Source organism: Nonomuraea sp. NPDC050227 (assembly GCF_044459705.1).
Lineage (GTDB): Bacteria > Actinomycetota > Actinomycetes > Streptosporangiales > Streptosporangiaceae > Nonomuraea.
Genome location: NZ_JBITJF010000010.1, coordinates 133,707 through 153,889, shown reverse-complemented (window position 1 = coordinate 153,889; position 20,183 = coordinate 133,707). Strand labels below are relative to the sequence as shown.

At 73.4% G+C, this 20,183-nt stretch carries 23 protein-coding genes; 13 read left to right on the top strand and 10 right to left on the bottom strand.

Annotated features, from left to right (window positions below; genetic code table 11):
• Positions 1 to 134 precede the first annotated feature (134 nt).
• Positions 135 to 1,352, top strand: a complete 1,218-nt coding sequence (locus ACIBK9_RS34240) for an MFS transporter (protein ID WP_397162725.1) — start codon at positions 135 to 137, stop codon at positions 1,350 to 1,352.
• A gap of 65 nt (positions 1,353 to 1,417) precedes the next feature.
• Here the strand turns inward: ACIBK9_RS34240 and ACIBK9_RS34235 are convergent, their stop codons facing one another.
• The 5 genes from ACIBK9_RS34235 to ACIBK9_RS34215 all read right to left on the bottom strand — a co-directional run bounded on the left by ACIBK9_RS34235 (position 1,418) and on the right by ACIBK9_RS34215 (position 5,939).
• The gene (locus ACIBK9_RS34235; RefSeq protein WP_397162724.1) at positions 1,418 to 2,302 is read right to left on the bottom strand and encodes a LysR family transcriptional regulator; all 885 of its coding nucleotides are present in this window, start codon (positions 2,300 to 2,302) and stop codon (positions 1,418 to 1,420) included.
• Positions 2,299 to 2,994 (bottom strand): hypothetical protein, encoded by a 696-nt coding sequence (locus ACIBK9_RS34230; RefSeq protein ID WP_397162723.1) that lies wholly within the window; start codon positions 2,992 to 2,994, stop codon positions 2,299 to 2,301. Before ACIBK9_RS34230 ends, ACIBK9_RS34235 begins: the two co-directional genes overlap by 4 nt.
• 419 nt (positions 2,995 to 3,413) lie before the next feature.
• Positions 3,414 to 4,055, bottom strand: a complete 642-nt coding sequence (locus ACIBK9_RS34225; RefSeq protein ID WP_397162722.1) for a histidine phosphatase family protein — start codon at positions 4,053 to 4,055, stop codon at positions 3,414 to 3,416.
• A 154-nt stretch (positions 4,056 to 4,209) separates the two neighbouring features.
• On the bottom strand, positions 4,210 to 5,151 hold the full coding sequence (locus ACIBK9_RS34220) for a TIGR04222 domain-containing membrane protein (RefSeq protein ID WP_397162721.1): 942 nt from the start codon (positions 5,149 to 5,151) through the stop codon (positions 4,210 to 4,212).
• 551 nt (positions 5,152 to 5,702) lie between these two features.
• Positions 5,703 to 5,939 (bottom strand): hypothetical protein, encoded by a 237-nt coding sequence (locus tag ACIBK9_RS34215; RefSeq protein ID WP_397162720.1) that lies wholly within the window; start codon positions 5,937 to 5,939, stop codon positions 5,703 to 5,705.
• Between the two features lie 186 nt (positions 5,940 to 6,125).
• Here ACIBK9_RS34215 and ACIBK9_RS34210 point away from each other — a divergent pair, with 186 nt between their 5' ends.
• Entirely contained in the window at positions 6,126 to 6,284 is a 159-nt protein-coding gene (locus ACIBK9_RS34210) for a hypothetical protein (protein ID WP_387682619.1), read from the top strand.
• Here ACIBK9_RS34210 and ACIBK9_RS34205 read toward each other — a convergent pair.
• Positions 6,271 to 7,059, bottom strand: coding sequence for a LuxR C-terminal-related transcriptional regulator (locus tag ACIBK9_RS34205; RefSeq protein WP_397162719.1), 789 nt, complete (start codon positions 7,057 to 7,059; stop codon positions 6,271 to 6,273). The two genes, ACIBK9_RS34210 and ACIBK9_RS34205, sit on opposite strands and share 14 nt — an antisense overlap.
• A gap of 224 nt (positions 7,060 to 7,283) precedes the next feature.
• On the opposite strand from ACIBK9_RS34205, the gene ACIBK9_RS34200 reads away from it, so the two are divergent.
• The 5 genes from ACIBK9_RS34200 to ACIBK9_RS34180 are packed head-to-tail and all read left to right on the top strand — an operon-like array spanning position 7,284 to position 10,934.
• Positions 7,284 to 7,511: a hypothetical protein gene (locus ACIBK9_RS34200; protein ID WP_358301777.1), complete on the top strand. Its 228-nt coding sequence runs from the start codon at positions 7,284 to 7,286 to the stop codon at positions 7,509 to 7,511.
• 37 nt (positions 7,512 to 7,548) lie between these two features.
• The gene (locus ACIBK9_RS34195) at positions 7,549 to 8,646 is read left to right on the top strand and encodes a tetratricopeptide repeat protein (protein ID WP_397162718.1); all 1,098 of its coding nucleotides are present in this window, start codon (positions 7,549 to 7,551) and stop codon (positions 8,644 to 8,646) included.
• A 9-nt stretch (positions 8,647 to 8,655) separates the two neighbouring features.
• Positions 8,656 to 9,189: a hypothetical protein gene (locus ACIBK9_RS34190; RefSeq protein ID WP_397162717.1), complete on the top strand. Its 534-nt coding sequence runs from the start codon at positions 8,656 to 8,658 to the stop codon at positions 9,187 to 9,189.
• 18 nt (positions 9,190 to 9,207) lie between these two features.
• Entirely contained in the window at positions 9,208 to 9,555 is a 348-nt protein-coding gene (locus ACIBK9_RS34185; RefSeq protein ID WP_397162716.1) for a hypothetical protein, read from the top strand.
• On the top strand, positions 9,552 to 10,934 hold the full coding sequence (locus tag ACIBK9_RS34180) for a hypothetical protein (RefSeq protein ID WP_397162715.1): 1,383 nt from the start codon (positions 9,552 to 9,554) through the stop codon (positions 10,932 to 10,934). Before ACIBK9_RS34185 ends, ACIBK9_RS34180 begins: the two co-directional genes overlap by 4 nt.
• A gap of 33 nt (positions 10,935 to 10,967) precedes the next feature.
• Here the strand turns inward: ACIBK9_RS34180 and cynR are convergent, their stop codons facing one another.
• A complete protein-coding gene (cynR, locus tag ACIBK9_RS34175) occupies positions 10,968 to 11,876 on the bottom strand; it encodes a transcriptional regulator CynR (protein ID WP_387682602.1) in 909 nt (302 codons plus the stop codon).
• A 123-nt stretch (positions 11,877 to 11,999) separates the two neighbouring features.
• Between cynR and ACIBK9_RS34170 the strand changes: the two genes are divergently transcribed.
• The 3 genes from ACIBK9_RS34170 (at position 12,000) to ACIBK9_RS34160 (ending at position 13,734) form a co-directional block, all read left to right on the top strand.
• Entirely contained in the window at positions 12,000 to 12,587 is a 588-nt protein-coding gene (locus ACIBK9_RS34170; protein WP_397162714.1) for a carbonic anhydrase, read from the top strand.
• 72 nt (positions 12,588 to 12,659) lie between these two features.
• The gene (gene cynS / locus ACIBK9_RS34165) at positions 12,660 to 13,130 is read left to right on the top strand and encodes a cyanase (RefSeq protein WP_358301757.1); all 471 of its coding nucleotides are present in this window, start codon (positions 12,660 to 12,662) and stop codon (positions 13,128 to 13,130) included.
• Positions 13,131 to 13,233: 103 nt separating this feature from the next.
• A complete protein-coding gene (locus tag ACIBK9_RS34160) occupies positions 13,234 to 13,734 on the top strand; it encodes a nucleoside deaminase (RefSeq protein WP_397162713.1) in 501 nt (166 codons plus the stop codon).
• A 16-nt stretch (positions 13,735 to 13,750) separates the two neighbouring features.
• On the opposite strand, the gene ACIBK9_RS34155 is transcribed toward ACIBK9_RS34160, so the two are convergent.
• Positions 13,751 to 14,662 (bottom strand): LysR family transcriptional regulator, encoded by a 912-nt coding sequence (locus ACIBK9_RS34155; RefSeq protein WP_397162712.1) that lies wholly within the window; start codon positions 14,660 to 14,662, stop codon positions 13,751 to 13,753.
• A 101-nt stretch (positions 14,663 to 14,763) separates the two neighbouring features.
• Between ACIBK9_RS34155 and ACIBK9_RS34150 the strand changes: the two genes are divergently transcribed.
• Together ACIBK9_RS34150 and ACIBK9_RS34145 are read left to right on the top strand one after the other, a co-directional pair.
• Positions 14,764 to 15,222, top strand: a complete 459-nt coding sequence (locus ACIBK9_RS34150) for a nuclear transport factor 2 family protein (protein WP_397162711.1) — start codon at positions 14,764 to 14,766, stop codon at positions 15,220 to 15,222.
• Positions 15,219 to 15,737, top strand: a complete 519-nt coding sequence (locus ACIBK9_RS34145; protein WP_397162710.1) for a YceI family protein — start codon at positions 15,219 to 15,221, stop codon at positions 15,735 to 15,737. Before ACIBK9_RS34150 ends, ACIBK9_RS34145 begins: the two co-directional genes overlap by 4 nt.
• 25 nt (positions 15,738 to 15,762) lie before the next feature.
• Here the strand turns inward: ACIBK9_RS34145 and ACIBK9_RS34140 are convergent, their stop codons facing one another.
• Both ACIBK9_RS34140 and ACIBK9_RS34135 read right to left on the bottom strand, forming a co-directional pair.
• Entirely contained in the window at positions 15,763 to 16,191 is a 429-nt protein-coding gene (locus ACIBK9_RS34140) for a VOC family protein (protein ID WP_387682718.1), read from the bottom strand.
• Positions 16,192 to 16,384: 193 nt separating this feature from the next.
• The gene (locus tag ACIBK9_RS34135) at positions 16,385 to 17,491 is read right to left on the bottom strand and encodes an epoxide hydrolase family protein (protein WP_397162709.1); all 1,107 of its coding nucleotides are present in this window, start codon (positions 17,489 to 17,491) and stop codon (positions 16,385 to 16,387) included.
• Between the two features lie 64 nt (positions 17,492 to 17,555).
• On the opposite strand from ACIBK9_RS34135, the gene ACIBK9_RS34130 reads away from it, so the two are divergent.
• Positions 17,556 to 20,174 carry an ATP-binding protein gene (locus ACIBK9_RS34130; protein ID WP_397162708.1) on the top strand — a complete coding sequence of 873 codons (2,619 nt, stop codon included), beginning with the start codon at positions 17,556 to 17,558 and terminating at the stop codon, positions 20,172 to 20,174.
• The last annotated feature ends 9 nt before the right edge of the window (positions 20,175 to 20,183 follow it).

Here is a 20,183-nt window from a genome sequence, read left to right as displayed (position 1 = left end):
TCAGAGCATCCGTCACGCCACGCGTCCGGCCCTGCCCGAGAGCCCGAGACCTAGGACCATGGACGGACCGGAGGCCGCCTTCATGGGACCAGCGGCCGATGCCGTCCCCATGAGCGCCTGGCAACACTGATCACATGGCTTCCCCCTCCCTCACGAGTGTCGTCGGCGTACGCCCGTTCCTGGTCGGCATGTTCGTCGACGCGCTCGGCAACGGCCTGTACGTGCCCCTGACCCTGCTGTTCATCCACGAGGTGACCGGCCTGCCCATGACGACCGTCGGGCTCGGGGTCACCGTGGCGGCGGTCGTGGGGCTGGCGGCCAACCCGGTGGCCGGGACCCTCATCGACAGGTTCGACGCGCGCCGCGTGCTGATCGCCACGTACGTGCTGCGTGCGGCGGCCTTCGCCGCCTATCCCCTGGTGGACGGGTTCGTGGCCCTGCTCGTCGTCGCCGCCCTGATCGCGGCCGGCGACCGCGCCTACTATCCCGCCTCCGGCGGCCACGTCTCCGCACTGGCGGAGGGCGCGCTCAGGGACCGGCTGTACACCCTGATCGCCACGGCGAGGAACGTCGCCTTCGGCCTGGGCGGTCTGCTGTCGGCGGGCGTGGTCTCCCTCGCCGGCGCCACCGGCTTCGCGGTCGTCGCCCTGATGAACGCGGCCAGCTTCGCCCTGGCGGCCGCATGCCTGCTGCTCTCGGGACGGCGCGCGCCCGCACCGCCGCCCCGGAATCCGGGCGGTTACCGGCAGGTGTTCGCCGACCGGCCGTTCCTCACCCTGGTGGCGGCCGAGCAGGCGTACACCTTGATCCACCTCATCCTCCCCGTCGCCCTGCCGGTGTACGCGGTCACGGTGCTCGGCGTCCCGCCGGCTCTGCTGGGCGTCCTCTACGCGATCAACACGGTCCTGGTGGCGGCGGGTCAGCTCCCGGTCCGGAGGTGGCAGCGGCACGCCCGCCGTACGCACGCCATGGCCCTGAGCGGCCTGATCCTGATGGCGGCGTGCGCCGCCTACGCCGCGACCGCGCTGCTGCCCGCCGGACTCCCGCGCGTCGGCGGGCTGCTCGTCGCCACGCTCGTCCTCACCTTCGGCGAGCTCATGCACACCGTGCCCAGCTGGGCCCTCGCGGCGGCCACCGCACCACCGGCCCTGCGGGGCCGCTACCTGGCGATCTACCAGCAGACCTGGGCGCTCGCGGCGGTCCTCGCACCCGCCGGCTTCTCGGCCCTGCTCGACATGGCCCCGCTGCTGCTGTGGCTGACGCTGGCAGCCCTGGTGGGTCCGGCCGCACTCGCGCTGCTCCGCCTGGCCCGCCGCCTGCCCCCCGACGCCGTGGCCCCACCCCAAGCCTGAGTCGCCCCTGGGCAGGTCGGCGCTACGGCCCGGCCGATCCGGCCCCTGCGCCGATCGCCGTGAGTTCACCGGGACGCCGCGTGGTGGGCGGCGGCCAGTTCGGCGAAGGCGACGGCCGCCGGGAGCGGGTCCGCGGGCAAGGCGAGGAGGACGGTCCGCTCGGCGGCGGGCTCCAGCGGGATCGCGTGCACGCCGCCGAGGTGGGCGGGCAGCGACAGCTCGGGGACGATGCTCAGCCCGAGCCCTTCGGCGACCATGGCCAGGATGCTGTTGGTGTCACGCACCCGGTAATGACACTTCAGGCTCGCACCCGCCGCCCGCGCGATCGCCGTGATCAGCGGCTCGCACCCGCCCGTGGACATGATGAACGGGTGCCGCGCCAGCTCCGCCACCGGCAACGAAGGGCGGACGCTCAGCTCGTGGCCGCTGGGCAGGACGGCCAGCATGCGGTCGGCGGCGAGCGGCCGCGCCACCGACCCGGCGGGCAGCGAGACCTCGCCGGCCGCGGCCGACACAGTGGCGATGTCGGCGGCCCCGGTCTCCAGCCACTCCAGGACCTCGTGGTCCGAGCCCTCCATCACCGCGAGCCGCACCCGCGGATGCGCCTCGGCGAACCGGCGCAGCAGAGGCGGCAGCAGCCGGGCGTTGGCGCTGGGGATGACGCCGACGCGCAGGCTGCCCCGCTCCTGCCCGCGGATCGCGGCCACCTCCTGTTCCAGCGCCTCCGCCTGGGTGAGGATGAGCGTCGCGCGGCGGCACACGGCCCGCCCCGCCGCGGTCAGGCGCACTCCGTGGCTGCCCCGCACCAGCAGCGCCACCCCGAGCTCGCTCTCCAGCGCGCGCAACGCGTGACTGACGGCGGACTGGGTGGTGGCCAGTTCCTCGGCGGCCCTGGTCATGTTGCCGGTCCGCGCGACCGCCTGCAGGATTCTGAGCTGGGTGAACGTCATAGCGCCGCACGCAGCAGACCGGCCACCAAGGGGTGCGGCTCCTCGGGACGCGAGCGGGCCTGCGGCACGAACAGCGTGGCCACGTAGTACGGATGCCCGGGGATCTCCAGCACCCGGGCCTCGCCGTCGCCGTCCACGCCGGTGACCAGGAAGCCGCCGTCGTGCAGGATCGCCTGCCGGTCGGGGGCGAGGCCGAAATTGCAGTAGTACTCCTCCTCGACCTCGGTCCGCCCGTACAACGCGGCCACCCGGGAACCGGAAGCCAGCGTCACGGGCATGGTCTTGCCCGCCAGCGAGCAGGTCAGCTCCGACACGAACAAGGCCGAGGCGTACGGGTCGTACTCGGCGTGCTGGGCGTCCTCAAAGCCGAGCGCGTGGCGTGCGTACTCGATGACCATGTGCTGGCAGCCGCCGCACGTTCCCAGCGTGGGGACGCCGTGCTCGCGGCCGTGCCGGAGCGCGGCCAGAGCGCCGGACAGGCTGCGGTACGGGCTGCCGGGCGCACACCACAACACGTCGGCGGCCTCGACCTCGGCCAGGTCGGCCTGGAGCGGTTCGGTGGCGAGCCAGCGGACGTCCACCCCGATGCCGAGGTGCGCGGCGGCGTGGCGGAGGGCGTCGTCGGTGGCCAGGTGCGGAGGAAACGCCGGATCGCGGTCGCCGATGACCGCGACGCGCAGGGATCGGTCCATGGCCCTCACTATGCGACGGCCCCGTCATGAGCGCCAATGCCGAACCACGCCCCCGCCATGAGCGATCGCTCATGCCCGCAACGCGAGGGGCAGAGCACTGACGCGTGGATGGGGCACACTGGCTTCCAGCAGGCGTAGGAATAGCCGGAATTCTGGTCAGCCTGAATGATTCCGCCTCACGACGGCCGGCGGCGGCAGGCCGATTCGGGGTGCCATCTCGGCATTTGCCTCCTCTTCCCAAGTCGTCGCCCGGACGAGTTCGCAGGGCAACGCTGCCGGCCGACTCCCGAGCCGCGCCAAGCGCGAGTCCGGCGTGGTACCCCGCGGTACGCGTTGCGGGTTCTCGCCGAAGGGGACATGCTGCGCCGACCTCGTCATGTTCCATGGGTACGCCGCGTTCGAAGCGGGCCAGGTAGAGGTCAGCCGGCTTCGGCGGGGCCGAGATGGCGGGTGTCGCCGAGGCTGACGACCGTGCGGTTGTGGAAGAAGTCGTCTTCGCGCAGCGTGGTGATGCTGCCCGAGGGCACCCGGAAACTGGCATGACCCACCGCGTTGATCGGCATTTTGATCCAGGACGTCACGACGCAGGTCAAGGAACCACCATGAGTCACGATGATCTGGTGTTCGCAGGGACGCTGCAAGATCTCGTCCATGGCCGCGTAGATGCGCCGCGCCAACGCCGCCTTGGTCTCGGCGCCCGCCACGCCCTCGTCGTGCTCCAACCGTTCCCCGACCGCCGGCGGCGGGATGAATCGTTGGTCCAGCCACTCCTGTGGCCTTCCCCCCGCCTCTCCGTAGGACTTCTCCCGAAGTCTGCGGTCCAGGATGGGTTGCACGCCGAACAGCTCGGCGACCTTCTCGGCGGTTTGCCTGGTGCGCTGGAGATCCGAGGAGAACAGCTCCACGTCGGCGCCATGAGGGATCTGGGCTCGCAGCGCCTGGGCGATGGAGCCTGCCGCGCTGAGGCCGGCCGGCGTCAGCCGCGAATCATGCCAGCCGCCGACGACCCTCTCGACGTGGTGCGTCGCCTCCGGATGGGTGACGGCGTAGATGGTGCGCATGCGTGACGTCTTCCTGTCGGGGCTCTTGAGTGATCTTAAGAGTCCGAGGCCGCACCCTGACGGTTGCCGCCGCAGGACGTGGAACGGCTCATCCTGGTGCCCGGGCCGGCAGCGGGAGGCTGCGGCCGTGGCCGGGGGAGTGTGGTGCCGCCCGTCAGCCCGCGCCGCCTCCACCGTCGCCCGCGCCGCCGCCTCCTCCGTCCCAGCCGCCGCTCCAGCCGCCGCCGCCGTCCCAGGTGCCGGTTCCGCTGTCGTCCGGGGTCCAGCCGACGGAGCCGCACTGGTCGTTCGGGGTGCTGGGGGCGGCCGGGTAGAGGTGGCCGTCCGGGATCGAACGTTTGCTGAGCTCGGCGGACAGGTGCGGGTCGCCGAGGTGGCTCAGTCCGTACAGTGCGAGCGGCACGGCCACGGCGTCGGTCTCGGCCCCGTACGGGTGTGCCAGGCGGGCCTTCTCCAACAGGTGGCGGCCCGCGCGGCCGAGCCGGACCGGCCGGCTCCTGACGTACAGGGTCCGGATCTTCCTGGCCGCCAGCCAGCTCGCGCCGAACCCGAACAGGGCGGCCACGCTCAGCGGCGGCGACTGCGCGACGATCATGTAGATCACGTCGGCCCCGGCGGCGACGGCCGCGACCGTGGGGATCAGCTTCAGGACGTCGCGGCAGACGCGGAACCCGGGCACGCTCCGGGAGTCGACGAGCAGGCCCAGGTCGGCGAGCCGGCGGCTGATCCCGGCGACCTCCGCGCTGTCCGCCAGGCGGCGCTTGACCTGGACGACCGGCGAGGTCCTGCGCTCGGCGAGGATCGCGACCAGCCGCTCCTCCACGGGGTATCCCGCCGTCACGGCCGTGGAGACGCGATGGATCTTCCCGCCTCGGGATACGCGGATCTCCCCTTCCCTGGCCAGCAGCCCGATCGCGGTGTCCGCCACCCGTACGGGACCGCCCGCGAGACAGGCGAGCTCGTAGTGGCCGAGGTCGACCTCGCGCAGCCCGCCGAGCCGCAGACGAGCGCGGACGTGCGCCATCCCGGCGGCGAGGACCGTGCCGACGGTGACCGCCCCGAGGAGCACCGCCAACCCGGCGAGGACCACATCCATGCCCACCTCCCGTGTTGTTGATCAACGCGCGAGGCGGGCACGAAGGTTCCGACGAACGCCGCAGCCGGCCACCCCGGGCCCAGGAGCCGCCCGGGGACCCCTCATGGCGAGGCCGGCCGGGCCCGTCCGGGCTCCGGCCGGCCGTGCGAGCCGCGCGGGTCAGGGGTTGTCGTAACCGATCCACTGGATGTACCAGCCGAACTGCTGGGCGGTGCCCGGGGACAGCGCCGACGCGTCACGCCACTGCACGTAGACGCGGAACTTGGTGGCGGTGGCGTCGTAGACGGCGCTGGGGCCGACCAGGTTCCACTGGTTGCCGCCGGTGCCGCTGACGGAGGTGACGTAAGACGGGACGCCCGGAGAAGTGCGCGGAGCTGGTGTCGACGTCGATGTAGATGCCGTTGGAGCCGTAAGCCTGCCAGCCCTGTCCTGGGGCGGTCTGACCGGAGGCGATGCGGGCGGTGGGCATGGGGGGATCCTTCCGTCCGAGGAGTTGGTCACGCTCAGTATTCGATCCATCACAAAGGGTGTCGAGGTCGGGAATGCTTGCCTCACGGCCACAGGAATCGAGCCGGAAAAGGGTCTGGCCACGTGCCGGGTCCCGTCCGCGGGTCGGCGGCCCCGGTCGCCCACCCGTTCACCGTCGTGTGCGGCACCCCCGAGACCCGGGCGAGCTCCTTCTGCGTCACCCGGCCGGGGGTGTGGACGCGGGCCTGGTCCCACAGCCGCGCCAGCTCGGCCAGGACCCGGGAGCCCGACCCCTGCGGCCGGAACGGTGAATCCGCCACCACGTCCGCCTCTCCGCCCAGCGAGGACCGTCCTTCCGGATCAGGACCGTCCGTCTGGATCAGGACCGTCCTTCCGGATCCGGGACGGACCGGTTCGGATCACCGCCACCGGCAGCTTAATCCCGTGAATCCGGACCTGTCCGGCATACCTTCACCCTTGCCGCCGGCCCCGGTGTCATGGCCGGCATGACCGACAACCGAGCACCCCGCCGCGCCGCCTCCGCGTCGCGCCGCCGTTCCGCCCGCCTCCGCCGCACCCTCGCCGTCGCCCTGGCCCGCGGGGCCGCGGAAGCCGCCGGCGGCGGCCTCGTCGGCCTGCTGTTCTGGTGGATCACGCACCGTTGAGCCGGGCGTCCCGTCCCGGTTCGGGAGGCAGGAGGTCGAGCGCGCGGGCCCTGCGCAACGCCGTGACCCGGTCGTGCACGCCGAGCTTGCGGTACAGGTTCTCCTTGTGCTTGTTCACCGTCGCCTCCTTGATGGTGAGCCGGCGGCCGACGGCGTACGCGGTCAGCCCTTCGCTCAGCAACATCAGGACCGCCATCTCGCGCAGGGTGATCCCGTGCTCGGCCGGGTCCGCGAGCGCGGGCAGCCGCAAGACGGCCTTCTCGTGCGCTTCGACCGTGTCGAGGAGCGAACGCGCGAGAGCGGCGTACTCCAGGTCCCGGTCGCTGTAGCCGGTGCCGTCGCGGCTCATGATGACGCCGCGGATCTGGCCCGGACGGGCGTCCAGGGGCAGGGCGAGCTGGCGGTCGATGCCGATCGCCGCCCGGCCGGCGTGGTAGGCCTCGCTCTTCCACCAGTCGCCGTCGGCGACGTCGTCCATGGCCAGAGGGGTGCGGTCGCCGGTCCTGGCGTAGTGGCGGAGCAGCGGGTGCGCGCGCATGTGGGAGTGGATGAGGGCGTCCAGCGGCGCCTGGTGCAGCCAGTCGGGCGAGCCGGTCAGCGCGTGCCCGGTGCCCGCCGTCCAGTCCAGGTCGATGAGCACCGCCAGGTCTCCCGGCAGGTCCTTCGTCAGCCGCTCCATCAGCAGCGGCCAGACGCGTACGGGCTTTCTCGTCGTGAGGATGTCCATCGCCAGGTCGTGAATGCGTCGGCCATCGTCCCTGAACAATGACGTCATGGGCGCATTGTGCATGAACGGCTACCATCCGGCACAGCGATTCGGAAGTACGCACTTCTTCGTATTCATCGGCCCGGCCGGCCGGCGGGACAGTGGGGTGTCGGTCTCCATCGGCGGATGTGCGGGCGCGACTGGAGTACGGCAGTTTTTCGTCTTATCGTTACCAGGTGATGACGTTCCGTATCACTCTGGCTCCAGGCGGTGCGACCCAGAAGGAGTGACAGATGCCGTTCGACGACTACCAGCGGGAGAGCTCGCGGCGGATCGACCACCAGCGGGAGATGGTCCGGCGCTCCATGGACGAGTCGTCGCGCCGGCGCAACCGCGACGACTGGCGGGCCCGCCGCGACGGCGGCGGCGACGAGCTGAGCCTGGGGACGCAGATCATCATCGCCGTCATCGCCCTGGCCGTCTTCTTCCTCGTGGTGTACCCGGAACTGCCCCACCACTGAGACGTCCGGCTCGGACCCGAGAGCGGAGGGTGGACGCATGTCGGCACAGGACGACGAGGGCTTCGACCGCGCGCTGGCCCTGTACCGGGCGGGACGGACCGCCGAGGCCCGGGACGTGCTCCTGGAGATGGTCGCCGAGTTCCCCGGCGACCGGGTCTGCCGGTACTCGCTCGGCGTGTGCCTGAACGAGCTGGGCGAGTGGCGCGAGGCGGAGCGGCACCTGGGCGCGGTGGTGGCGGCCGAGCCCGCGCACCACCTGGCCGCCTACGAGCTGGGCGTGGCGCTCCAGGAGCAGGGCAGGCCCGCCGAGGCCGCAATCGCCTTCCGCCAGTCGCTGGCGGGGGACGTGGTGAAGGACGTGCACACCCGCCTGGCGGCCTGCCGGACGGCCGACGGCCCCGCCACGGGCCACCCCCCGCACCAGCCCACCACTCCGGTCGCGCCGCCGCCGGTCGCCGACGCGGACCCGTCGCGCCGGCCCACCACCTCGAAACCGCCGCCTGCGGGCGCCGCCGCCGGGACGCTGCTCTCGGTGGCCGCCGCGCCGCCGCAGGTGGTGGTCCCGGACGATGCCGAGCACGCCGCCGCCCTGGAGTACACCCACGCCGTCGCGGCGGGGGTCACGCCGTACCGCACCATGGCCGACGACCTGGACGAACGGGCCGTCTACGACATCGGCCAGGAAGTGTGGTCCACCAGGACGCAGACCCGGCACCTCGCGCTCACCCCGCTCGTGGCCACGGCGCTGGCGCTGTCCGTCTCGGTGCTGCGGGTGCCGCTGCTGGTCGTGGCGCTCGGGCTGTACGCCGTGGCGGCCTGGGTCGCCGCCGTCGTCTCCGCCAGGGTGACGTCGTACGTCTTCCACCAGCGTCGCGTCGACGTGGCCCAGGGCGTCAGGGACCGGAGCAAGCAGGTGATCCTGTACGCCTCGATCACCCAGGTCCGTTACGTCCGCACCCTGTCCTCCTACCTGACGAACACCGCCTCGCTGGAGCTGACCTACACGCTCGGGACGGAGAAGGAGTCGATCGTCCTGGCCGGGCTCGGCAGGCCGGGCCAGGTCGACAAGCTCTACCAGGAACTGCAGGGACCGGTCGTGCGCGAGCGCCGCGCCATGAAGAAGATCCTCTTCTAGGGCCGGCGGATGCGCTTCTTCGCCCGCGCCAACCTGGTGATCGCCGTGCTGATCGCGGCGGCGCTGGTCGTCCCCCGGGTCGGGCTCGACGGGCCGGCCGTTCCCGGGCTCAGCCTGCCCAGGCTGCCGTTCCTGGAGGCCGACGAGCCGATCAGGAAGAACGCGTCCGGGCCGCCGCCGTGGACGATCCACGGGTACGGCTGGCGGTTCACCGTGGAGCGGACCGCTCGGACGGTCAGCAGGTGGATGGGGAGGACCAGGCCGTCGATCGTCGTCACCGCGTACGTGACCCGGGAGGAGCGGCAGTTCGCCTCCCGGATGATCTACCGCATCAGCGACCGGGCGAGCGGCAGCGAGCTCGCGGCGGTGCCGTTCCAGGGCGGCGGGGACGGCGACCCGCCGCTCGGTCAGCGCAGCAAGCTCGTGTTCACGGTGTGGGACACCTCGCCGAGGGCGTCCCGCCTCACCGTCACCCTGCACGATTTCCATTGGCCGGACGGGCGTGACCTGGTCCTCGGCGAGGTCCGGGTCCCGGCGTCCTGAGCGGGCCGGGAGGCCGAGATGATCGTCGACGTGGTGCGTGCCGCGATCTCCGTGATGCAGGTCGTCCAGGCGGTCCCGCCCCGGCCGCCGGGGTCGGGCCTGCGCAGGAAGCTGATCGCCGCGCTCGTGGAGCAGGCCGGCGAACTGCGGCCGGAGCCCGCCGAGCAGCCGCTGGCCGAGGCGTTCGCGACCTGGATCGAGCTGGCGGCCAGGCGGGAGGCCGATCCCGCGGCGGTCGGGTCCCGGCCGTACGCGCACGCGGCGGCCATCCTGGCCGCCGAGCTGGACCTCGCGCTGACGGCCGGGACGCCGCAGCCCGGGCCGGGCGGCACCGTCGCGCGGGCCGGCCTGTTCACCCGGTCATGACGGACCTCCTGCCGCAGGCCCTGCGGGACGCCCTGCACCAGGCCGCGGACGTGCTGCGCGGCGTCGACGACGCGGCCCGCAGAGCCGACGACGCCCTCCAACACGTGGTCAACGTCTTCACGGTGCCCAGCTTCCTGATGAACACCGACTTCGACAGGCTCGGCGGCAGCGCCCACGGCCTGGGCTCCTCCGGCCCGTTCGCCTTCCCGCCGCTGAACCAGGCGATCAGCGGCTACGGCCTGTTCGCCGGCGCGCGCGACACCTGGAACGGCGGCGTGAAGCTCGGCACGGGGCTGGGCGGCGGCAACGGCGAGCAGGTGCTCGACGGCGCCGCCACCGCCGCGACCGGGCTCGCCGGCGTCTACTCCGCCACGCTGGGGCTGCTGGACGTCACCACCCCGGCCGGCGCGCTGGTCGGCGCCGCGCTGGCGGGCTACGGCGTGGGCACCACGGCGATCAAGGGCATCGAGGCGGCCACCGGCCACGACGTCGCCCACGACCTCGGCGACCTCCTCTTCCGGGCGGTCCACGGGAGCGCCGAGGAGGCCGCGTTCACCCTGCCCTCCGACGTCGCGCCGCCGCTGCACGCGCTACCGGACCTGGCCGGTCCCGCCACGGAACAACACCGTCATGAACCCTCGGCCCCGCTGACTCCCCACGGGATCGTCGAGTTCCAGGGCGGATGGTGGTACGAACCGGGCAGCGCCTGGCACGCGATCTCCTCCACCCCGGTCCCCGGCGCGATCACGCACACCGAGGGCGGCTACCGGGACGCCGCCGGCGCCTGGCACCAGGTGTCGGCGAGCGACCCGCCCGGCACCGCGGGGTCGGGCTGGCGCGGCCCGGAGGGCACCTGGCATCCCATCGGCCCGGACGGCCACACGATCGCGGGCGCCCAGAGCGTCGTCAACCTGGACTGGACGCAGGACGCCGCCGGTTCCTGGCACCCCGTCCCGCCCGCTGCGCCGCCCACCGGGCCGATCTCGCCCGACGCCGGTGGCGGCACGCCGGGGGGCGAGCTGAACGCGGCCTGGTTCCTGGGGCACGACGGCGCCTGGCACCCGCTCCCCGTGCACGACGGGACGGCCGGCGACGGCGGCCAGACCGGGACGACGGAGCTGGTCTCGGCCGCCTACCAGTCGCCCGACGGCGGCTGGCACCCGCTGCCCGGCTCCCAGCCCGAGACCGCGGCCGCGGCGTCCGGTGACACCGGCCATGCCCATGGCGGCCCGGACGCGGCGCAGCAGGCCCAGGCCGGAGCGAGCCGGCAGCACGACGAACCGGCGCAGGCCGCCGCCGTCCAGCCGGACGGAGGCGTCCCGGCGGCGGGCGGCGACGGCGGCTCCGAGTCGGCGGCCGGGCATGTGTCGGGCTTCTGACCGACACATGCCCGGCACGCCGCGCGCCGTGGTTCAGGCGGGCGGGGTGTAGCCGCGGGAGCGGACGAAGTCCCCGGTGAGCTCGGTGAAGGCGCGGGCGGCGGCGCTGCGGTAGGCGCCCTCGCGGTGCAGCAGGGTGACGGTGCGGCTGGGCAGCGGCGGGTCGAGGGGGACGGGCGTGAGGTGCGGGTGGCCGTGGGCGATGGCGTCGGGCAGGACGGTGGCCAGCGGGGTGCGGCGCACGATCTCGGTGAGTGCCTGGATGGAGTTGGCCTCGACCGCGATGCGGGGGGCGGCCCGGTGGCGGGCGAAGTAGGCGTCGATGTGGCTTCGAGTGGCGAAGTCGCCGCTGAGCAGGGCGAGCCGTTCGCCCTTGAGCGCGCGCACCGGTAGGGGGGCGGCCAGCGTCCGGGCGTGCGGGGTGCCGGTGACGAGGCTGAGGGTCTCGGTGAACAGCGCGGTGGGGGTGACGCCCGGCAGGTGGGGGCCGGCGAAGGCGATGCCGAGGTCGAGGTCGTCGCCGAGCAGGGCCGCTTCCATGCGGTCCTGGGTCATCTCGGTCAGGGTGAGGTCGACGGCCGGGTGGCGCACGTGCAGCTCGGCGGTGAGCGGGCCGACCAGGTAGGCGGTGAAGGTCGGGGTGACGCCCAGCCGCAGGTGGCCGCGGGAGAGGTCCTGGACGTCGTGCACGGCGCGTTCGGCGGCGGCCAGGTCGCGAAGCGCGCGCCGGGCGTGGTCGGTGTAGACGGCCCCGGCGTCGGTGAGCCGTACCGCGCGGCCGGTGCGGTCCAGCAGTTGCACGCCCAGGGTCCGCTCCAGCTGCCTGATCTGCTGGGAGAGCGTGGGCTGCGAGATGTGCAGCTCCTCGGCGGCGCGGGTGAAGTTGCCGTGTTCGGCCACGGCGAGCAGGTAGCGCACGTGACGCAGTTCGAGAGCGGCCATGGACCAACTATAGATGAGAGCAATGAGTATCAGGCGGAACGCCTCTTGGACACTATAGGACCAGGTCATGCATGCTGGATGTCAGCAGCCCGCAAGGGCCCGCCACCGCCGAAGGGAGTGACCATGCAGGACCTCGCCGAGGGCGTCGCCCGTTTCCAGCGGGACGTCTTCCCGGCCAAGGCGGAGCTCTTCGCCCGTCTGGCCACCCATCACACACCGCACACGCTGTTCATCGGCTGCTCCGACGCCCGCGTCGTCCCCGAGCTGATCACCGGCACCGAGCCGGGTGACCTGTTCGTCATCCGCACCGCCGGCAACCTGGTGCCCGCCTACCGCCCCGAAGCCGACGGGGTGGCCGCGAGCATCGAGTACGCGGTCGCCGCGCTGGACGTGCGGGACGTCGTCGTCTGCGGCCACTCGGCGTGCGGCGCGATGACCGCCCTCGCCGAGGGGCACGACCTCAGCGGCGCCCCGACCGTCGCCGCCTGGCTGCGGCACGCGGACGCCGCCCGGGCCCGCACCGCCACCCACGGTGACGTGCCGGCCCTGGTGCGGCAGAACGTGCTCGCCCAGCTGGCGAACCTGGCCACCCACCCGTCGGTCGCCCGCGCGCTGGCGGCGGGGAAGGTCACCCTGCACGGCTGGGTCTACGACATCCCGACCGGCCGCGTCGAGGACCTGACCGCCGCGGGCGCCGCGCTCACGGCCTGACCGGGCCCCCGCGGCTCTCCCGACACGACCTGACGAGCCCGACACCACCTGAAGAGAAGGACGTACCGACACATGGTGCACGCACAGTTCGACCCGACCGCCCGCCAGGCCCTGGCCGCCACCGCCGTCGAGGCCAAGATCCGGAAGGACCTGTCCTGGCAGCAGATCGCCGACGCCGCCGGCCTGTCGGTGGCCTTCACCACCGCCGCCGTCCTCGGCCAGCACCCGCTGCCGGAGAGCTCCGCCCGGGCCGTGGCCGAGCTGCTGGACCTCGGCGAGGACGCGGCGGCGCTGCTGCAGACCATCCCGATCCGCGGCTCGATGCCGGACCGGATCCCGACCGACCCGACCATGTACCGCTTCTACGAGATGCTCCAGGTCTACGGGACGACCCTCAAGGCCCTGATCCATGAGCAGTTCGGCGACGGCATCATCTCCGCGATCAACTTCCGGCTCGACGTGAAGAAGGTCGCCGACCCCGAGGGCGGCGAGCGCGCCGTCATCACCCTGGACGGCAAGTACCTGCCGACCAAGCCCTTCTGACCGAGCCCTGCTGACCGAGCCCGGGCCCGATCGCGGGCCCGGTTCCCGTCCCTCGCGGAGCCGCCCCGACGGCGGCCCGCCCGGCCACTTCCGGAGGACCTTCATGGACTTCGTCCAGCGCACCATCGACCTCGCCCGCCAGAACGTCGCCGAGGGCGGCCGCCCGTTCGCGACCGTCATCGTCAGGGACGGCGAGCTCCTGGCCGAGAGCGCCAACAAGGTCGCCCAGACCGGCGACCCGACCGCCCACGCGGAGATCCTCGCCATCCGCGAGGCCTGCACCAAGCTCGGCACCGAGCACCTGACCGACGCCACCATCCACGTGCTGGCCCACCCCTGCCCGATGTGCCTGGGCGCGCTGTACTACTGCTCCCCGGCCGAAGTCGTCTTCCTCACCACCCGCGAGGCCTACGAGCCCCACTACGTGGACGACCGCAAGTACTTCGAGCTGGGCACCTTCTACGACGAGTTCGCCAAGCCCTGGCAGCGGCGCCGGCTGCCGATGCGCCACGAGCCGCGCGCGGACGCCGTCGAGGTGTACCGGTTCTGGCAGGAGCGCAACGGCGGCGAGCGCCGCGTCGCGGGCGCACCCACCACCGCGTAGGGCGCCGGAGCAGACCTCAGCCCGGCTCGCCGTTCCCGCCGAGCGAGAGCGGGCCGAGGTCGGCGGCGGTCCTGGCCAGCGCGCGGACGGCGGGGCCGTCGGCGGTGGACGACCAGACCAGGGCGAACCGGAGAGCCGGGGCGTCGTGGAGCGGCACGAAGACGACGCCGGGCGGCCGGTTGTAGCGGGCGGCGATCTCGCCCAGCGGGTGGACGCACTGCCCGGCGGCGACCAGGGCCAGGATCTCGTGGAACGTCCGCGCGACGGGCCCGCGCGGGATGCGGCGGCCCAGCGGCGTGCGGGTGGGGACCATGGACGCCACCCAGTACTCAGGGGCGGCGGGGCCCAGGTCGACGACATGCTCGTCGGCCAGGTCCTCCAGCGACGCGCCGCCCCGCCCGGCGAGCGGATGCCCGGCCGACACCGCCAGCACCCGGCCGGTGACGAGCACGGTGGGGCCGACGGTGAGATCGGGTTCGGCCACCGGCAACCACAACACGTGCGCGTCGGCGTCCCCGGCGCGCAGGGCGGCGAACGGGTCGCCGCCGGTGACCTCGCTGAACCGGACCTCGGCGCCGGGATGACGGGCGCGGAAGGCGTCGACGAGCGGGCGCAGCTCGTAGCCGGCGTGGCCGAACACGCCCAGGCGCAGCGTGCGGCCCGCGCCCACCCCCGCGGCCTCGGCCCGGGCCAGCCCCTCCTGGAGCAGGTCGTAGGCCTGCCGCAGATCCTCGCGCAGGCGGCGGCCGACCGGCGTCAGGGCCACGCGCCGACTGGTGCGGTCGAACAGCGCCACGCCGAGGCGCCGTTCCTGCCTGCTGATGGCCTGGCTGACGCGCGCCTGCGAGACGCGCAGCCGTTCGGCGGTACGGCCGAAGTGCAGTTCCTCGGCGAGCGTCAGGAAGATCTCGATGTCCCTCAGCTCCACGGATAACCCCCATGTTATGGATCGCCCCACGAACCCTACCTTGTTCGCCCTGCGACCTGCCTCGATGCTGGACGCACCACCTGAGCGAGGGGGAGATCCACATGACCGACCTGCAAGCCGTGGCCGACCGCGTCGAGATCGAGGCGCTGCGCGGCGAGCTCACCGACGCGGTGATGACCCGCGACTACGACCGCGTCGAATCCCTGTTCACGCCCGGCGGCGTCATGCGATGGCCGCACATCGGCAAGGAGTTCGCCGGCCGGGAGGCGATCCGCGCCGGGATCGAGTGGGGGCAGGGCCTCTGGGAGTTCTTCGTGCAGAACGTCCATCCGGGCGTCATCCGGATCGACGGCGACACCGCGACCGGCCGGGCCTACATCCACGAGTTCGGGCGCATGCGCGACGGCGGCTCCCACGCCAACCACGCCCTCTACCACGACCGCTACGAGCGCACCGGCGACGGCTGGAAGTTCGCCGAACGCGTCTACGAGGTCAGGTACCTCGACGCCAGCCCGCTGCCGGGCTCGGCCCCCACCGGCGACCAGGAGCGCCCGGCATGACGACCAGCCTTCGCGCCCTGACCGGCGACTACGTCCTCGACCAGGCCCGCACCCGGATCGGCTTCGTCGCCCGGCACACCGTCGGCCCCGCCGTACGCGGGCGGTTCGACCGGTTCGCGGGCACCGGCCACCTGGACGGCGACGACCCGTCCAGGTCGCGCATCGAGCTCACCGTCCAGGCGGGCAGCGTCCAGACCCGCAACCCGCAGCGCGACCGGTACCTGCGCGGCAAGTACCTCAAGGACGCCGACCACCCGGTGATCGCCTTCACCTCGAACCGGGTGGAGCGGACCGGTGAGACGGCCTTCCGGGTCACCGGGGACCTGAGCATCCGCGGCGTGCGCAACCCGATCACCCTGGAGCTGGAGCTGACCGGCGACGGGGACGGCCTCCGGCTCAAGGGCGGCGTCACGATCGACCGCACCGACTGGGGCGTGAAATGGAACGCCGCCGCCGGACTCGTCGCCAGGAAGGTGGCGCTGGAGCTCGACCTCGCCGCGGTCCGGCGGCCCTAGCGGCACGGACGCACCGGCCGCCCGGTCACCCGCCGAGCTGCTGGGCCAGGCCGACGACGATGCCCTCCGGGCCGCGGACGTAGCACAGCAGGTAGCTGTCCTCGAACCGCTCCAGCGTGCCGACGAGCTCGGCGCCGTGCCGGCGCAGGCGGGCGATGACGTCCTCGACGTCGTCGACGGCGAACATGACCCGGCGGATGCCCAGCGTGTTCGCCGGCGGGTCCGCCGGCTCGGGACGGATCGGCTTCGGCGTGTGGAACATGGCCAGCTCGATCCCGCCGGCGCCGCCCGGGATGCGCAACATCGCGACCTCCTGCCGGACGCCGTCGAGTCCGATGACCCGCTCCGCCCAGCGCCCCTCGATCGGCCCCCTGCCCTCCAGTTCCATGCCGAGTTCGAGGAAGAACGCGATCACCGCGTCAAGGTCTTCCACGACGATGAGCACGTTGTCCATCCGCTGGATCGCCACGCCGGGCCTCCTTCGTCAAACGCGGCCGCTCGCCGGCCGCCGATGTTCCCAGGACGGAGCCGGCGCCGCGTTCTCGACACGCCGCCGGCGCAATGCCGGTCCCACCTTGCCCCCCGGGCGGGCCGCCCACCAGATGCGGATGTCATCAGGCGGGCCATGAATCCTTCAGGCCCGCCGGTCAGGCAGTCGCCAGAGGGCCGAAGAACGCCCGCACGTCCGCCACCAGCAGGTCCGGCACCTCCAGCGCCAGGTACGCGCCGCCGCGGTCGAGCTCGGTCCAGCGCCGGACGTCGGCGTCCCGCTCGGCGAAGCGGCGGATCGTCACGTCGTCCTTGGCCAGCAGCACGGCCGTGGGGACGGTCACCCGCGGCTTGGGGGCGTAGGCGCCCGGGTCGTGGCCGAGCTCGTAGTAGAGGTTGGCGACCGACCCCGCGGTCGCGGTGAACCACATGAGGCTCACGTCGGTCAGCACCCGGTCGCGGGAGAAGGCGTCCTCGGGCAGCTCGGCGCGGGAGTCGGTCCACTCCTTGAACTTCTCCACGATCCAGGCGAGCTGGCCCACGGGCGAGTCGGTCAGCCCGTAGGCGAGGGTCTGCGGGCGGGTCGACATGATCTGGTTGAACCCCAGGCCCTCCTGCATGAAGGTCTGCATGATGCCCAGGCGGCGCTGCTCGTCGGCGGTGAACTCGCCCTCGTCCGGTGAGGGGAAGGCGACCCAGGCGTTGACGTGCACGCCGGCCACCCGCTCGGGCGCCTGGCGAGCCAGCTCCAGGGCGAGGTTGGCGCCTCCGCCGCCGCCCTGCGCGCCGTACCGGTCGTAGCCGAGCCGGGACATCAGCTCGGCGAAGGCCGCCGCCGTGCGCGGGACCGTCCAGCCGGGCTCGGTGACGTAGCCGGACAGGCCGACCCCTGGGCAGGACGGCACCACGAGGTGGAAGTCGCGCGACAACTCGTCGAGCACGTCGAGGAAGCCGATCGTGCCGCCCGGGTTGTCGGGCAGGAGCAGCAGCGGCAGGGCGGTGCCGGAGCTCGACCTGATGTGGAAGAAATGGATGTCCTGCCCGTCGATCTCGGTGACGAACTGCGGATGCTTGTTGTACTCGGCCTCCGCCGCGCGCCAGTCGAAGTCGTTGAGCCAGTAGTCGGCCAGGCCCTTGAGGTAGTCCAGGGGCACGCCGCGGCTCCAGCCCTGCCCGGCGATCTCCCGTGTCCACCGGGTGCGGCGCAGGCGTTCGTGCAGGTCATCGAGGTCGGCCTGAGGAATGTTCACGCTGTACGGCTTCATGTCGACAACGGTAGAGACCGCCCGAAAGATCAGCATGAGTCATCGCATAGGTAATGTCTGACCCATGTTGCGGGGGCGGGACCACGAGTTGACGATCATCGACGGACTGCTGGACGGCGCCCGGGAAGGGGCCAGCGGCGCCCTGGTCGTCCTGGGGGAGCCCGGCATCGGCAAGACCGCGCTGCTCGGCCACGCCGACGTGACCCACGCGCACGTCCTGCGGACGACGGGCATCGAGGCCGAGGCGGAGCTGCCGTTCAGCGCCCTGCACCTGCTGCTCAGGTCGGTGCTCGGCCGGCTGGAGCACATCCCGGACCGGCAGGCGGCCGCCCTGCGCGGCGCCTTCGGGCTGGGCGAGAACGGCGCGGGGGACCGGTTCCTCATCGGGCTGGCGGTCCTGTCGCTGCTGTCGGAGCTGGCCGAGAACGGGCCGGTGGTCTGCCTGATCGACGACGCCCAGTGGCTGGACCACGCCTCGGCCGAGGCGCTGCTGATCGCGGCGCGCAGGCTGGCGGCCGAGGGCGTGGTCATGGTGTTCGCCGCGCGGCCGGGGTTCGAGGCCAAGGGGCTGCCCGTGCTGGAGCTGTCCGGCCTGGACGAGCCGGCGTCCGCCGCGCTGCTCGACTCCGCCGGCCCGGCCCTGCCCGACGCGGCCCGCCGCCGGATCCTCACCGAGGCGGCCGGCAACCCGCTGGCGCTCATCGAGCTGCCCAAGTCGCACGGCCCCGCCGACGAGCCCTCACTCACCGTCCGCCTGGAGGAGGCCTTCGCCGCCCAGGCCGACGGCCTGCCGGTCAGCGCCAAGGTCCTGCTCCAGGTCGCCGCCGTCGACGGCACGGGCGAGCCGGGCGTCGTCCTGGCCGCCGCCGGGACGCTCGGCAGCACGCCGGAGGACCTGGAGCACGTGCTCGCCGCCGGGCTGGTCGTCTGGGGCGAGGGCAAGCGGCTGGAGTTCCGCCACCCTCTCGTGCGCGCGGCCGTCCGGCAGCGCACGCCGCTGGCCCGGCAGCTGACCGTGCACCACGCGCTCAGCCAGGCCCTGGACCGCACCGCGGACGCCGACCGCAGCGCCTGGCACCTGGCCGCCGCCACGCTGGCCGCCGACGAGCGGGTCGCGGCCCGGCTGGAGTCGGCCGCCGACCGCGCGCGCTCCCGCAGCGGGTACGCCGCCGCCGCGGCGGCCTACGAGCGCGCCGCCGCGCTGAGCCCGGAGCTCGGGGACCGGGCGCGCAGGCTCACGCTCGCCGCCGAGGCGACCGAGTTCAGCGGCCGCTTCGACCGGGCCAGGACCATGGCCGAGGACGCCGGCGATCCCGGCGCCGAGCTGACCTCCCGGCTGATCCGGGTGCGCGCCTGCTCCGACTACGGAGAAGGGCGTCTCGCCGGGGCGCACGCGATGTTGTCGGCGGGCGTCGACCACCTGGCGAGCACCGATCCGCGCTCGGCCGCCTGGCTGCTGCTCGACGCCGCGTCCATGATCTGGTTCGACGGCGACCGCGACATGGCCTGGCGCACCGCCGAGCAGCTCGACGCGCTCCAGGTGCCGCCGGACGACGAGGTCGTCCCGGTGCACCGGCTGTCGCGCTGGTTCATCGCCATGGCGCTCGGCCGGCCGGCCGACGGGCTGCCGCCCCTGGCCGAGGTGGTGGAGTCGGCCCGTGCCCTGGCGACGGCCGACCGCCGCGGGCTGCTGCTGATCGGCGGGCTGGGCCTGGCCGAGTACGACGCCCGCACCCACATGCTGGCCGCCGCGGCCACCGCCACGATCCGGGCCGAGGGCATGGTCGGCCTGCTGCCGCAGGCGCTGACGTTCCTCTCCCGCGTCGAGTACGCGCGCGGCCGGCACGCCGAGGCGCGCAGCCTGGCCACCGAGGCCGTGGCCATCTCCGCCGACACCGGCCAGCCCGCGTGGGCGCGCCAGGCCGCCGGGCTGCTGGACGGGTTCGCGGCCGTCCGCGGCGAGGCGCTCGACCCGGCCACCGCCCACCCGGGCGCGCTCGCCCTGCTGGACCTCGGCGCAGGACGGTCCGAGCAGGCCCTGCTCAGCCTGGAGTCGCTGGTCTACGGGCGCTCCCGCAACCGCATCGACGCCATGCACCACGTGCCCGACCTGGTCGAGGCCGCGCTGCGCAGCGGCAGGATCGCCCGGGCCGCGGAGCCGTTCGCCCGGCTGGAGTCGTGGGCGGCGACGCTGGGCCAGCGCTGGGCCGACGCCCTGGTGCTGCGCTGCCGGGCCCTGCTGGACACCACCGGCGACCCCGGCGCGCACTTCCGCGCCGCGCTGGCCGCGCACGAGCGGCCCTTCGACCGCGCGCGCACCGAACTGCTGTACGGGGAGTGGCTGCGCAGGGCCCGCCACACCGGCGAGGCCCAGGAGCGGTTGCGGGCCGCGCTGGAGGTGTTCGAACGGCTCGGCGCCGAACCCTGGGCCGAGCGGGCGTGTACCGAACTCGGCGCCACGGGCTGGAGCGCGCCCCGCCGCACCGGCGTGGACCGCTTCGCGCGGCTCACCCCGCAGGAACGGCAGATCGTGCAGCTGGCCGCCACCGGGCTGTCCAACAGGGACATCGCCGCGCACCTGTTCCTGAGCCCGCGCACGGTGGGCCAGCACCTGTACAAGGCCTTCCCCAAGCTGGGCGTCACCGCCCGCGGCCAGCTCGCCGGCCTCACGCTCGACGAATGAGCCCGTGGC